Raw genomic sequence first — 14,418 nt, 5'->3', positions numbered from 1 at the left:
TAACTAAAGATTATGTAACCGATAAAACAGGCAAAGATGCCGCCGGTTGGTAACGCCGGGCACTGATATAACGGACGACGAGTCACAAGAAACAGGTAAATAATACGCTTTATAAACAGGACAACTATTTTCCCCGGCGATATTTAAATGCGTATTTTATTGCTCCACGCCGCTTACTTTAGTTAATAAAGTCCGTGCTTTTTCGGCTTATTAAACCGTGTCTTTCACCCGGTATTTCAGAAAGTAAACGACTCTGCCAAAAATTAACCAAAAAACAACAATTACAGCATTTTAGATAAAAATAAATGAATCTCACTCTCATTTAAGAACTTATACAACCCCTTGTTTTATATAAAATTATTTCTTAAATCGCATTCATAATAGTCAGTTCAGACTATTTAATTAAGATTATTGCCTGGTCCAGCATATGATTATTCCTAAAGAACGACGGCGTTTGTCAGACTCCGGCTTAATATCATTAACGTAAGAAAACATCGCGTGTGAGGTATAATATGTACTGTGCAACTAACAATCCTGGCTATTTATCTCATACGGGTGGACAACCTGTTTGTCATACCCCTGACATGCGTTGTTATGGTTGCGAAAAGCAATGCCGCTTTAATACGTCTGAAGATGGCCAAAACCGTGATTGCCACGCGCTTGAATATTATATCTGGCCTGATAATAATACCTTTTTGGTTGAAGGCATTCGTCATCACTTTGGCGAGGTAAATGATAAATATATTTCGCAGCCGGTTGTCATCATCGACTTCAGTCATAAAAACATCAATTATTTTTTATCTGAAAACTGGTTAGATCAGTTCAAAAACATGAGACTGATTCTTGTCACTGATAAAAAGATGACGGCAATTGCGCACTACTGGTTTTACAACGACACGTTAGAAACTACTATCAGTTCAATTATCTTTTATGACGATAGCGCAGAAGAAGTCTCGACGAAACTGAAAAAAACGTTCCTGGCAAAAACGATTAAACCGACAGGTAACAGACCCAAACTGAGTCAGAATGAATACAGCCTGTTTTCATTCCTCTTTAACGGATGGTCGCCAAAGAAAATCGCCTACCGGAACGGCACCAGTGTTAAAAACACCTACGCCATGAAGAACCGCATTGAACGCAAGCTGGGCGTGTCCATCACACGGCTTGCAAGTTAGTGTAAAACTGACAATACGCTCTGTCGAAAATTCCTGGACGAACAGAGCGTATTCTGACTGTCACTCGTGTTTTTCCGTAATGCATAATTTATCTGATTGTTGATATATTACATAATATTTTACATATATTATATGGACGCGTAGCGTTTGATCACATGAACATTATTACTATTAAACAAAATGAGAATGACAACTACACTATGCGTTGTTACGGATGTGTGCATAAATGCGCCTATGCTTCCATTCGCAGCACAAAGTGCGATGAATGTTCAGGAACAGAATTTTATATTTGGCCAGAAAATAACTCATTTCTGATAGAAGGCATTTTACAATACTTTGCTGATATTAATTCAAAAATAATTTCACAACCCATTGTCGTGATAGACTTTAATTACAAAAATATAAATTACTTCTTATCAAACAATTGGTTATCCCAGTTCAGAAACTCGCGCCTGATTCTGATCACCGACAAAAAAATGGCGGCCATTGCCCACTACTGGTTCTACAACGACACGGCAGACACGATCATCAGTACGGTCATTTTTCATGATGACCTGGCCGAGGATATCAAAATGAAGATCAGTCAGTCCTTTATGGGAAAAATAATACGGCCTTCAGAAAAAAGAGCCAAACTTAGCGCAAATGAATATGCACTCTTTTCTGAACTTTATAAGGGCCAACTGCCTAAAAAGATTACCATGAAAAATGCCACGAATGTCAAAAACATTTACGCCATGAAAATAAGAATTGAAACAAAGCTGGGCGTTCCCATTTCAAGGCTGGCGAGCTAATACGTCCACGTTAGAAAGAGACGTTAAAACATCAGCATAGCAAATATGACGTAGAATATTCTTAAAGGAATAGTTACTTTTCCTTATTGTGTGTAAGAGGGATAAAACCCTACACTACGATATTACCAGTGCTTGTATTTTTACATAATCCACCCGCGTCACCCGTTGTATTTACGGATGCCCATGGTCGTTTTTAAATAACATATTCTTTACTTTTTAATTCTAAGTGAGGAACGCAACTACAGGTCTGAATTCAAAATGAATACGCATCTCTCCACGGTAAAAATTAATTCAGAGCATACTCTTGATGATATTGAAGCCCCTGAAAAAGATTCTCTTCTGTGGGGCGTTGAATGGCTTTGTGGGCATCATTCTAAGTATGCCAGCAAAGAGGTGCTGTATGCAGGCCTGCCAAAAAGCGACAAGCTGGAGCCTGAAATGGCATTACGTATGCTTGAGCAGATGGGCATATCCGCCGGTTGGGTTAAGCGCGATCTGAATTCGCTTTCCTCCTGGCTGTTCCCTTTGCTTATTGCACGCAAAGACGGGACATACTGCATTCTTACCGCACGCAAGGGAAAGCGCGGGCAACATACGTATCAGATTGTGGTACCTGAAAACGACGGAACGCTCCTCGTTGCAGAGGCGGATTTACACGAGGCTTATGGCGGTTATGCCCTTGTGACGACGCCAAAACCCACGCTGGACGCGCGTGCTGAAGACCAGCTGTTACCGAAAGCCCAGGATGAAGGTCACTGGCTCTATTCGACGCTGTGGCGCTACCGGCATTACTTCTACAGCGCGGCACTGGCGGCGCTGCTGGCGAACATTCTTACGCTGGCCGGTACCTTCTTCACCATGAACGTCTATGACCGCGTGATCCCCACCCAGGCGTACGTCACCCTGTGGTCGCTGGCGATTGGCGTGGTGATTGCCATTATTTTTGAATTTGCCAGCCGACAAATCCGCGCCTATTTGATCGACATCGCCGGTAAAAAAGCAGATCTGATCCTCGGAGCGAAGCTGTTTCGCCAGGTGATGTCGATGCGCATGGAATACAAGCCGCAATCCTCCGGAACCTTTGCGAACCAGTTACGCGATTTTGAGGCCGTCCGCGACTTTATCACCTCTGCGACCCTCGCCACGCTGTCCGATTTGCCGTTCTGTCTGCTGTTCATGTTCATCATTTACATGATTGGCGGCCCACTGGCCGTTGTACCGCTGGTCGCCATGCCACTGATTTTGATTGTCAGCGTCATTATCCAGTGGCCACTGGGTCGCTACATGGAAGAAAACGTCCGGGAAATTTCGCTTAAGCAGGGTCTGCTGATCGAGAGCATCGAAGGGCTTGAGGCCTTAAAAGCCGCTCAGGGCGAAGGGGTGATGCAAAAGCGCTGGAATGATTTCAGCGCACTGGCTGCGGCGTCCTCGATGAAAACCCGCTATCTCTCCATGCTGACCACCAACTTTGTCTCTTTTGTGCAGCAAATCACCACCGTCTGCATCGTGGTGCTCGGCGTCTATTTAATCCACGCCGGAGAGCTAACCATGGGGGCCATGATTGGGGTGGTGATCCTCTCCAGCCGTTCGCTCGCGCCTCTGGCCTCTGTGGTCGGTCTGGCGCTGCGTTATCAGCACGCCAAAACCGCGCTGAAATCCCTTAACCAGCTGATGGAAACGCCGACCGAGCGCGATGCGCTGATCAATTATCTGCCGACGCCCAATTTCACCGGCAGCCTGCGTCTGAAAAAGGTGGGATTCACCTATCCAGTACCGGGAATGATGGTCGCGCCACGCATTCTGGACAACATCAATATCAACATCGAGGCCGGGGAACAGGTGGCCGTGCTGGGCAAAATTGGCAGCGGGAAGTCGACCCTGCTGCGCGTGATGGCGCGCCTGTACCAGCAGAGCAGCGGACAGCTTTTCATTGATGGTGTGGATGCGACACAGGTTGATCCCGCCGACTGGCGCGCTGCGGTGGGCTACGTCGGGCAGGACTGCCGCCTGTTTTACGGCACCCTGCGCCATAACATCATCATTGGCAACCCGGGCGTGAGCACGGAAGAGTTTCTGCGGGTGGTTCGCCTGACCGGGCTTGATCACGTGGCGGCCAGACATCCACTGGGTTTTGACATGCCTATCGGCGAAATGGGCAATTGCCTTTCCGGTGGACAAAAACAGCTCGTCGCCCTCGCCCGCTGCCTGTTGCTGCGACCAAAGATTTTGCTGATGGATGAACCCACCAGCTCAATGGATGCGATGACGGAAACCCTGTTCCTTCGTCGGCTCAAAGAAGCGACGCAAGGACAAACGCTGGTCATTGTGACCCACCGCATGTCCGTACTGAGCCTGGTAGAGCGTCTGATCGTCATGGAAGACGGACACGTAGTGAAAGACGGTCCCAAAGATCAGGTGATGGCCAGCCTGAATGAGAATGTCATGAAGAAAAAGCAAGCAATGCATTCAGTCGAAGAGAAGCAACAGAAACAAGGTGTGAATGAATGATGAACGAGGACGAAGTGAATCATAACGCCTCAAAGGGAGAGGCCGAAACGGATGCAGGCGTACCCTCAACGGCACTGGAAAACGTGAACGCTACGCAGAGAGCGGGCACCGGGCTGGCATTACACCCTGCACAGCCAACGGGGAAAGTGAAAGCCGACGATCTGAAATTCATGCACGACCTGCAGGGCGCGCTGATCGCACAGAAGACCCCTTTCAGCATGATCATGCTCTACACCATCACCCTGGTTGTGGTGGTGGCGCTGGTCTGGGCGCATTTCGCCCGGGTTGAGGAGATTACCCGTGGCGACGGGAAAGTGATCCCCGCCAGCCGCGAGCAGCTCATTCAAAGCCTGGAAGGCGGCATTCTCGAAGAGCTGAATGTGCAGGAAGGCGACATCGTCGAGAAAGGCCAGATTCTGCTGAAGATTGATCCGACTCGCGCCGGGGCCAGCTATGGCGAATCGTTGTCCAAAGTGCAGGGGCTGAAAGGCAGCATTGCCCGTCTCAGGGCGGAAGCCTACGACACGCCACTGACCTTCCCGCCGGATATCGCCGGGATTGAGTCAATCGTGCGTGATGAGACCCAGGCCTATAACGCCCGCCTGAAAACCCTGAATGAAAGCGTAGAGGCCTTAAAACGGAGCCTGACGCTGGCGCAAAACGAGGTCAGTCTGTCGGAGCCGCTGGCGCGCCGAGGGTTAATGTCGGATGTCGAAATCCTGCGCCTCAAGCGCCAGGCGAACGAATTCAGCCTGCAGATCACCGAGCGTACCAACCGCTTCCGCTCTGATGCCAACAGCGAACTGAACCGACTGGAATCCGAGCTGGCGCAGGCGGAAGAAATTCTGCGCGGACGCCAGGACGTAATGAACCGTACCACGGTGGTGGCGCCCGTGCGCGGCACCGTCAACAACATCCGGGTGACGACCCGTGGCGGCGTCATTCAGCAGGGGGCGGAGATCATGACCCTCATTCCGCTTGAAGATAACCTGCTGGTTGAAGCCAAAATCAAACCCTCTGATGTGGCCTTTATCCATCCGGGCCTGCCCGCCACGGTAAAAATTACCGCCTACGACTATGCCATTTATGGCGGATTAAACGGTGTCGTTGAACACCTCAGTTCAGACACCCTGATCGATGAAGAGAAAGCCCGTCAGGGGCGTGGAGATTCTACCTATTACCGGGTGTTCGTCCGCACCGACCGTGCCGCGTTACAGGTAAAAGACAAGTCGTTCCCGATCATGCCGGGAATGGTGGCAAACGTAGAAATCAGAACGGGGGAGAAGACCATTTTGTCTTACATCCTCAAACCGATACTGAAAGCGCGCGAAGCCTTCAGGGAGAGATAATTATATGGTTAAGGCACGTAAAGAGCGTCGTTGGGCAAGGGTAGCAACCGCAGTTGCACTCTGCTTGCCCTGCTCTTCTTTTGTCATTCCGCTGCACGCGGCTGACATTGCTCAGGCTAAAAGCAGCCTGGCGTCATTGCCGCCGATGCGCACACAGTCACAGCTCAACCGCGAAGTGCAGCCTGTGCAGCGGACGGTGTCGCACAGTGCGGCATCGCCACGTTCGCTGCCCGCCATGCGTACCCAGTCGCAATACGTCAGTACGCAAAAGGCGATGCCAACGCAAGCCACTGCGCGCCCTGAACGTTACGCCTCTGCACCGACAGCCAGGGAGTTTGCCCCCGCCCCGTCAAAACCGGCGGAAAGCCGGGCTACGCTGAAGAAAAACGCAGACTTCTTCCCGCCCGTCACCGAGTATTACAAACCGGACCCGGCGTACGCCGGGGTGCGTCGTGACGGCAGTGCGCGTCAAGCCATCAGCGGCATGTCGCAGGGCTACCGTGCCGGCAGTCAGGATTCGCTTGTTTTCCTGCGCAGCATGGTGGCCAGAGCGCTGGCGTATAGCCCGGAACTGCGGGCCGCCTCAGCAGAGGTGATGGCGTCTGACTACATGGTCGATCAGGTAAAAGGCCAGCGCATGCCCCAGGTACGTCTGGGCGTAACCTCGCCGCTGTCGACCGTGGGCGGCGATCGCCAGTCGTCATCCAACAATAGCCATATCGGCGACTCTAGTGGCACGGTCTCCGTTAATACACCGATTATTGACTGGGGAAGGATCAGTAACCAGGTGGACAACTCTCTGGAAACGGCAAAAGCAGCCCGTTATTCAAAAGAGTATTCCCGCGAACAGCTGGCCTACAACACCGTGTCCGAGCTGATGAACATGGGGCGTTACCAGCACAGTAAGGTTGTGGCGAAACAGTATGTTGGCCGCATGAAAGAGCTGGTCACCATGCTGTCGCAAATTACCCAGGCAGACCGCGGCAGAGAAAGTGAACTGGTGCAGGCCAAAGCAAAACTGATGTCGGCCCAGGCAAGTCTCGACAACATTGAGCATCAGCTGAGTGCCAGCAAAATTAAACTGGTGCGTCTGCTGGGGATCGAGCCTGAATTACCGGAAGGCATAAGCTGGCACGACACGGTCATCCCGGCGTCGGTGGCGCTTTCTGGGCTGGATAAGAACCCGATGATGCTGAACCTGCAGTCCAAAGTCCGGGCGGCGGAGTATGAGGCAGAAAGCATTAAATCGTCGGCCCTGCCGCAGGTGAATTGGGTCATCTCCAAAAGCACCGCCAAAGACAGCAACGGCAACGAAGCGGGTTGGTATACGGGTTTAAACGTCGAGTGGGAGGCGTTTAGCGGCGGCTCTCAGCGTGCCGCTGAGATGTCGGCACGGGCGAAAGCCAATATGGCGCAGCAGCAATATGAAGTGAGTTACAAAGATCTGGAGTATCAGATTAACTATCAGATTCAGGTACGTGACTCCTCTTTCCTGCGCGCCGATGATTACGATCGCCTGACAAGTGAAACGGATCGGGTGCGTCGTATGTTCTACGAACAGTGGTATCACCTTGGCAAACGCACCTTGCTCGACGTGCTGACGGCAGAAAACGATCATTTTAATAATCAGCTTTCTGCCATTAACAACCGCTACGACGGCTATATTTCCAACATTAACGTCATTGCCAGCGCCTCCATGCTGCTGTCATGGATGAAAATGAGCTAAGCGAAACAGACGTAATAAAAAGCCAGACCGTCAGTGATGAGGGTCTGGCTTTTTTATGTCTTTCAGAAGGCGACTACCAGGGGGTGTCCTCTCTGCTGATCTCCGCCCAGCGCAGATACATATCGCTCGACATCATAAAATCGGTATGCCATTTCCACCAGGTGTGCAGCGTGTAGTACACCAGACATGGCAGATAGCAAAGCAGGAAATAGACCTCAAACCAGACCTGCCATCCCGAAAGCGTAAGCAGCACGCCGATAACAGCCGACCAGACACATTCCACGCCCACCAGCATCACCAGCCGCAGCCATAATGGTTTCTCAGACAGCGTCCTCCACGGGATTGACGGGGAGAAATAGAGATCAATCTCGTTAAGGAACAGATGGCCCAGAAACACATAGCGTCGGGTAAAGCGCAAGAACAGCAGATTGATTCCCAGCACCACCACGCAGAGCACCACCATGGTAATGATGGCGGTTAAGGTGAAGTAGCGCCCATAGAGATCAAACTGCGCACTGTTGCGTAAGGGGCTGATGGTCAGGAGATTCATCACCACACTCATCACGACAGCAACGGCCACATACTGTGAAAGCTGCGTGTATTTTGCCTTGTCTCTGGCTGAGGCAACGACCTGCTGAATATAGACATGACGCAGTGCGGCAAAGATCCCCCAGATAATCAGCGGCGCCACGAAAACCATGATCAGCAGCGTGATGCCTGGCGTGGTCAGCGCAAGGAAGAGCCCCGTGATGCCCGCGAAAATCAGGATCGAGACGGCAAGCACAACGAACGGTTCGAAGATGATCGAATTCGTTTTCGGGCTCTCTTTGCCGACAAATACCGACAAATCAACATTCTTGACGACGCATTTATAGGCCCAGAAGGCCTTAAGGTCGGCAATGAAGCTATACCCGATCAGCGCGAAAATACCGCTCGCGACCCAGGCATCCTGCCGGGAAAAAGAGAAACCGGCATTTTTCCAGTAAAAGCCCAGCAGGATAAACGTCACGATATAGATAAAAAGCACGTTCCTTTTATCCTGATAGCGGATGAAGGTTAAATAATCTGGAATCATAGCTCGGCCATTACATCCCTAACACTTTTCTGCAGTGCAGGACACGCCCGGCAGAAAAACCGGAAAAATCATTTAGCATCTGTCCCAGATAGGGTTTGTTGCTCATCTCCAGGAACAGCGGCTGGTCTGGATGATGGATGAATCTGGCCATGGAATCGGCCCATTTCACCGTCTGCGTCAGATGCAGGGAGAGGTTCTCTTTGATATTGTCCGGCACCGTTTCGACTCTGGCGGTCACATTCATCAGCACGTCATAGGCTGGCGAGGTGAAGGGCTGTCCCGCCAGGAAGTCACGCATCAATTGCACGCCCTCAGCCATTAAACGGGTATGCCAGGCCCCGCTGACGCCGAGCTTGATCGGCTCATAGCCTTCATCGGCCAGCACTTTGGCAAAATCACTCAGCGCAGACGGGGTCCCGCCAATCACCTGCTGACGCGGGGTGTTGTCGCAGCTGATATCCAGCGCGATCCCGGAACGGGTGATGATGTCACTCAGCGTGGCAAAATCGGCCCCCTTCAGCGCCAGCATCGCGCCTTTCTGCTTTTTACTCACCGCATCCATGGTGCTGGCACGAAAATGCAGCGTACGGAACAGGGTCTCCAGCGAGATCGCGCCTGCCGCGTACAGGGCACTGTATTCGCCAACGCTATGGCCGCAGGCACCCACGACGCGCAGCGCCGGGAAGCGCTCGCGGCAGAGGCTATAAAGCGATACGTTGATCGCCGTAACGGCCAGCTGTTGTACCGTGGTCTGGATCAGCCTGTTCATCGGCCCCTTAAGGCAGAGTCGGCGCAGATCGAGGCCCGACACATCGCTGGCACAATCCCAGATCTGTTTCGTCGTTGCATTGAGATCCCACAGATCGCTGCCCATACCAATCACCGGGTTTCCCTGGCCGGAAAACAGCAGCACCACAGGCTGCGATGGATTATCAAGCGTCATAGTCATTTCCTTATAAGTAATACTTAAAGCCAACATAGCCACCGGCAACATCGCCGAAGAAAGCAAACTCAGAATTTGCGCTACCCAGTGCTGAATAGACGCCGGTATACGCTTCCAGCTGGTCATCAATAAAGGTCAGCGGTGCGCTGATGTGGAGCCCCGACAGGGTGCTTTTATCCATCAGATTGACGACAAAATAAGGCTGCACGGCGATCTGATGCGTGAGCTGCACGCTGGACCAGGCGTTGAGATAGTGTTTCCCCTGCAACATGCCTTTGTTGCCCGTATTGCTGATTTCAGACGCCATCAGGTACTTATAGGAATCAAACGCCCTGTCGAGCGGCGCATAACCTGTCGGCGTATTCAAAAAGGTCATCAGCTCGCGCTGTTTGCGCCATTCCGTGCGGGAGTAGCCTTCGCTCTGGTAATAATATTCCAGGCCGAAAACGTTAAAGGTATCAGTGGTATATTGCCCGCCCACCGCCAGCTCTACGCCATTTTTGTCCTCGGTCTCATACAGCGATGAAGGAAATGCATAGTTCTGGACTTCTGCACTTTTCTCCTCAGAGAGATGACGCCAGCGCTGCTCCCGGTGCCAGGCCATCCCGGCATTCAGGGTCAGCTGTGGGGTGTAGTGATAGCTGTCAGAGACGGCAACCGACTGCAAGTCTCCCAGCAGAATGCGCATCCCCGGCGTATGTTGACGGAAGGCATGTGAGGTATAGCTCAGAAGCCAGGCCTCGCTGCTGTTGCCACGCTGGTTCGCGGACCAGTTGCTGGAGGTCAGATAGTATTTATCGATCGTCGCCAGCTTCGGAATCATGGTCAGCGAGAGCGACTCATCCCGGTTGTCCATTGACAGCGTCGCGGCCCAGGACGAGGACTGATACGCAGTGCGAAGCGCGGGATCGTAAAGCCGCGTCGGTTTGAACCCGGCGTAGTAATGCGGAGTCAGATCGGAAGGTGAGCGCAGGAAAAAGAGACCCTGCTTCGCCTGAAGTTTTCCCACTTCAAGCTGCACGCTGTCTGAAACGGCGTAAACCAGTCTCAGACGCTCAATCAGCAGCTGAGAGCGGCTGTCGTCCTCTTCAAATGCCCCCACCTTACGCGGTGAGTACCAGGTGAGCCCGTAGAGAGACAAATCCAGATCCAGCGCATTATCAACGATCGCGCACTTGCTGGTGAGATTCACGCCCGCGTCATTGTAGATATTGTGTCTGGTATACGGATTTCGGCCGTTAATTCGCCAGTCTGAAATTTGTTTTTTGACCAGCGACACTTGCTCATACAGCGTGACAGTGCTGTTTTTTGCAAAGTCGGAACCGGACAGGCAGTCCGCCAGTGCGCTCACGGGCAGAGCGGAGAGTGCCAGGGTTAACCCCAGTAATGTGCGTTTCAATTGGCACCTCGCTGAATAGACTCGCGAGTAAAGTGGGATTCGGGCAAGGACTCCAGGCGAACATCGCTGTACTCCATCACGGAGTAGCTGTTGCCGTGACGGGCCTCCTTCACAATAATTTTCATCGGACGCATCTTCCCTAATACCATCTCAAAATCCTGGTACAGCACTTCTTTCATCAATTTATTATCCAGAGAGTAATACGACGCTTTAAAAGGACGGTTCTCCCCCTCTTTTTCAACGTAATAGATGACTTTTGGCCACGTGACGTCATCCGTTTTGCGCACCAACTCCAGCTTATAGCACTGCGTATCGCCGCATGCTTCCTCGCCCAGCAGCGTGGCGTGGTAGGCATACTCAAAATTGGTGACAATGACGTCGCCATTGGAAATTTGTCCAATCAGGCGCTGCTGGCGCGAAACGGGCACCGGTCGACGCAGTTCTGGCGTGTAGAACCAAAGATCGTACCAGTCAGAGAGCAGCACTTTGCCTTTGTCCCGCGGGGGATAAATAAAACGCGCCAGCGAACGGGCATCGGCTTTCATTCCCCCTTCGGGTTTCATAAAGCGCATGGAAATATCCAGCACCTGCTTATTGTCAGGCTGAGATGCGCCCGACTTATATTCATAAATGGTCAGGGTGTAGCGAAAAGGTTTATTCGGGGAACGAACCTCATCGGCACGACGAATAATCTCTGATGCTTCGTTATCCACCGGCGCTGATAATACCGCCGAGGAAAACAGGCACAGACAAAAGAGCAGTTTTGTGATGACAACGCGTTTCATATCGCTTCCTTACGAAAATTTAAAAGCATCTGAAATATTCAGCCGTGAAGCACGTAATGCAGGCAGCACAGAGGCGCCGGTTGCGGCCAGGATCGGTAATACGAGGGTTATCCAGGTCAGTGCTACGCTGTCGGTTTTAATAAAGGCCGTATAGCCCAGCGATTGCCCCGGTGACGGCGGCATCGCAATACCGTAAAGATTGATGGCAGAGGCAATGGCATAACCTGTCGCCAGACTGCCAAGGGCGCCGATAAGACCAATGAAAATCCCTTCCAGTAAAAACAGCCGGGTGACGTGCAGGGGTTTCAGGCCAATCGCCCTGAGGGTGGTTATTTCCCGGGTACGTTCGATAATATTCATGGTCATCGAATTGCCGATCATAAAGATCACGATCAATCCGACGATGAGCTTAATGAAGAAATAGATCCCGGATAATAAGCCTTCGACTTGCTGATAAAAGATCGAGGTCTCTTTCCAGTCTTTGACCAGCAGCGGTAAATGATGCTTCGCAATAAACTGGCGCAGTTTGGCGCTAAAGACGGCGGTATCGTCGTCCTTCAGCAGGATTAATACCTTACTGACGCTGTTGGTTCCCATGATGCGCTGTGCGGTATCAAGCGGGATTTTCATCGCCACATCATCGTAATCCTTAATACCGGACTCAAAGATGCCGCGAAGCTTCATCGATAACGCGCCCTGCCCGCCCTCGGTATTCACCACCAGCACATCCAGCCAGTCGTCGTAGTGGGCATTGAGCGTTTTCGCCAGCCCACTGCCCAGCGTGATTTCGTCGGTACGCACCCGGGAGAGATCGCTGCCGGAAATTAATTTATCAAACGATCCCAACTTTAACGCGGGCAGCGGCTCCACACCCAGGGCGGAAAAATAGCTGGACGTTTCGCTTTCATATTGCGAAATCACCCCGGTAAATTCCAGCTGACCGGACAGCGTCGAAATATGCGGTGCAAGATCCGGATCGTTGAGAATCGCCTTTTTCAGGGATGCATAATCGGCAATCAGGCTTTTGTTTTTATTCGACGTCTGGAAATAATTTTCATTATAAATTTGCACGTGACCAATATTGGTTCGAATCGTTTGCTCTTTCAAAATCCAGAAAGAGTAATCGATAAACCCGCCATACAGAAAAATCGACACGCCACCGAGCATAATGGCGGCAATGGTTGAATAAGATCGTCTCTTGTGGCGAAAGAGGTTTAAAAAAGCAAACTTCACATCCCGCGAGCGGAATAATACGCACCAGAGGACAAAAATCAGAATCAGTACAACAACACTATTCGCTAACACCATAACCCCGGACATTTAGTTCCCTTTCACCAGCGGTAACAAGACCTCTGTCACTTCGTTGATATCCCACTCTGGCGCGTCGCCAGAAGCCAGTGGTAATGCAGAGTTGGCGTGATGCAGTTCTGTTTGCGCCAGCAGCGCGTCTGCCTCGGCGGTACGGTTACAGCTCAACAGCGCGCGATAACGCATTTCGTCAATGTGCTTCATCAACCCGGCATTGAATACGTCAGGGCTTTTCGCCATCTGTTCCGTATCTTTTAACGTCACCACACAGCGGCCAATATCGGCTGGCAGGTACGCGTCCACACGGGCACGCATGTAGCGCACCCGTTGATTGCCCTCGTAGAGGTCCACCGCTTCATCGAGATAGAAAAAGCCCGTTTTGCCATACTCAGACGCCCGAATGACGTCATTGGTATTGAGGGCATGCTCCGCCTGGCGCAGCATGCCGTAGGCATAAAAAACCAGCGACAGCGCGTTATCATTGGCCTTGTATTCGGTAAACAACGCACGGGTGATATCGGCTAGCTTATCGGCCTGCGTCGGGAAGCCATTTTTTATCACCTGCTCAGCCACGGGGGCCGCGGCGGCTTTAACGCTCCCGGCATAGGCCATGCAGATCAGCAGCCAGCAGAGAATGAAGAAATTACGATTGTGAATCATGAACTAATACTCCGTCCTTAATTTCAACCACACGCCGCGCGCGCTCTTTCAGCTGGCTTGAGTGCGTCGAAATAATGAAAGTGGTGCGTGTCTCCCGGTTGATTTTCAGCAGCAGATCGAGAATGGCCTCACCGGTGACCAGGTCGAGGTTTCCGGTTGGCTCATCGGCAATCACGACCTGAGGGTCATGCGCCAGTGCACGGGCAATAGCCACACGCTGCTGTTGTCCACCCGAAAGCTGGCCCGGCTTACGTTCGGTATATCCCGCCAGTCCTACGCTCTCGATAAAATGCAGCGCCCGCTCTTTCGCCTCTTTTTTGCCAATGTGCCCATTCAACACCAGCGGGTAAAAAACGTTATCAAATACGCTCAGCACGGGGATGAGGTTAAAAAACTGAAATATGAACCCCAGATGCTTGCCACGAATTTCTGATAATTGTTCTTCCGGTAAATTGTTGAGTAATTTTCGTAAAAACATCACCGAACCAAATCCCGGCTTATCAATACCCGACAGGATATTTAACAGCGTACTTTTACCGCTGCCGGAGGGGCCGCACAGTGCCAGAAATTCGCCTTTCTCTATTTCAAGATTGATATTTTTCAGGGCATCGACTTTGCCTTCGCCCGAGCCATAACTCTTATAGATATTGTTCAGCGATATCATTGGGAGTTCTTTAATCATTCCGCTCATGGGGGTGT

12 protein-coding genes are annotated in these 14,418 nt (G+C 51.4%); 5 read left to right on the top strand and 7 right to left on the bottom strand.

What is annotated here, in order from left to right:
- Positions 1 to 512: 512 nt before the first annotated feature.
- From ACQG19_RS04630 to ACQG19_RS04610, 5 genes are all read left to right on the top strand, one after another.
- Positions 513 to 1,175: a helix-turn-helix transcriptional regulator gene (locus tag ACQG19_RS04630; RefSeq protein ID WP_038418730.1), complete on the top strand. Its 663-nt coding sequence runs from the start codon at positions 513 to 515 to the stop codon at positions 1,173 to 1,175.
- 155 nt (positions 1,176 to 1,330) lie between these two features.
- Positions 1,331 to 1,966, top strand: coding sequence for a hypothetical protein (locus tag ACQG19_RS04625; protein WP_426725823.1), 636 nt, complete (start codon positions 1,331 to 1,333; stop codon positions 1,964 to 1,966).
- A gap of 258 nt (positions 1,967 to 2,224) precedes the next feature.
- Positions 2,225 to 4,474, top strand: coding sequence for a type I secretion system permease/ATPase (locus tag ACQG19_RS04620; RefSeq protein ID WP_128311708.1), 2,250 nt, complete (start codon positions 2,225 to 2,227; stop codon positions 4,472 to 4,474).
- Positions 4,471 to 5,823 carry an HlyD family type I secretion periplasmic adaptor subunit gene (locus ACQG19_RS04615; protein ID WP_013095714.1) on the top strand — a complete coding sequence of 451 codons (1,353 nt, stop codon included), beginning with the start codon at positions 4,471 to 4,473 and terminating at the stop codon, positions 5,821 to 5,823. Before ACQG19_RS04620 ends, ACQG19_RS04615 begins: the two co-directional genes overlap by 4 nt.
- A 4-nt stretch (positions 5,824 to 5,827) precedes the next feature.
- On the top strand, positions 5,828 to 7,549 hold the full coding sequence (locus ACQG19_RS04610; RefSeq protein ID WP_246932832.1) for a TolC family protein: 1,722 nt from the start codon (positions 5,828 to 5,830) through the stop codon (positions 7,547 to 7,549).
- Between the two features lie 73 nt (positions 7,550 to 7,622).
- On the opposite strand, the gene ACQG19_RS04605 is transcribed toward ACQG19_RS04610, so the two are convergent.
- Genes ACQG19_RS04605 through ACQG19_RS04575 form a run of 7 tightly spaced genes read right to left on the bottom strand, consistent with a single transcriptional unit; the run spans position 7,623 to position 14,410 of the window.
- Entirely contained in the window at positions 7,623 to 8,576 is a 954-nt protein-coding gene (locus ACQG19_RS04605; protein WP_370882416.1) for a hypothetical protein, read from the bottom strand.
- A gap of 58 nt (positions 8,577 to 8,634) precedes the next feature.
- Complete coding sequence (locus ACQG19_RS04600; protein ID WP_047352045.1) at positions 8,635 to 9,567, bottom strand: ACP S-malonyltransferase; 933 nt, start codon at positions 9,565 to 9,567, stop codon at positions 8,635 to 8,637.
- Positions 9,568 to 9,577: 10 nt separating this feature from the next.
- Positions 9,578 to 10,966 carry a hypothetical protein gene (locus ACQG19_RS04595; RefSeq protein ID WP_246932833.1) on the bottom strand — a complete coding sequence of 463 codons (1,389 nt, stop codon included), beginning with the start codon at positions 10,964 to 10,966 and terminating at the stop codon, positions 9,578 to 9,580.
- Positions 10,963 to 11,751, bottom strand: a complete 789-nt coding sequence (locus tag ACQG19_RS04590; RefSeq protein WP_246932835.1) for an outer membrane lipoprotein-sorting protein — start codon at positions 11,749 to 11,751, stop codon at positions 10,963 to 10,965. The genes ACQG19_RS04595 and ACQG19_RS04590 overlap by 4 nt, the downstream gene beginning before the upstream one ends.
- A gap of 9 nt (positions 11,752 to 11,760) precedes the next feature.
- Positions 11,761 to 13,071 (bottom strand): ABC transporter permease, encoded by a 1,311-nt coding sequence (locus tag ACQG19_RS04585; RefSeq protein ID WP_029882416.1) that lies wholly within the window; start codon positions 13,069 to 13,071, stop codon positions 11,761 to 11,763.
- On the bottom strand, positions 13,072 to 13,719 hold the full coding sequence (locus ACQG19_RS04580) for a hypothetical protein (RefSeq protein ID WP_161657442.1): 648 nt from the start codon (positions 13,717 to 13,719) through the stop codon (positions 13,072 to 13,074). It lies immediately after the preceding gene.
- Positions 13,703 to 14,410 (bottom strand): ABC transporter ATP-binding protein, encoded by a 708-nt coding sequence (locus ACQG19_RS04575; RefSeq protein WP_014830757.1) that lies wholly within the window; start codon positions 14,408 to 14,410, stop codon positions 13,703 to 13,705. The genes ACQG19_RS04580 and ACQG19_RS04575 overlap by 17 nt, the downstream gene beginning before the upstream one ends.
- Positions 14,411 to 14,418: the final 8 nt, after the last annotated feature.

It is taken from the genome of Enterobacter cloacae complex sp. 277I4, from assembly GCF_050031465.1.
In the GTDB taxonomy this organism is placed as follows: Bacteria; Pseudomonadota; Gammaproteobacteria; order Enterobacterales; family Enterobacteriaceae; genus Enterobacter; species Enterobacter cloacae.
Note: the sequence above shows the minus strand (reverse complement) of the source record. Positions and strands in the feature narration are given on the sequence as shown.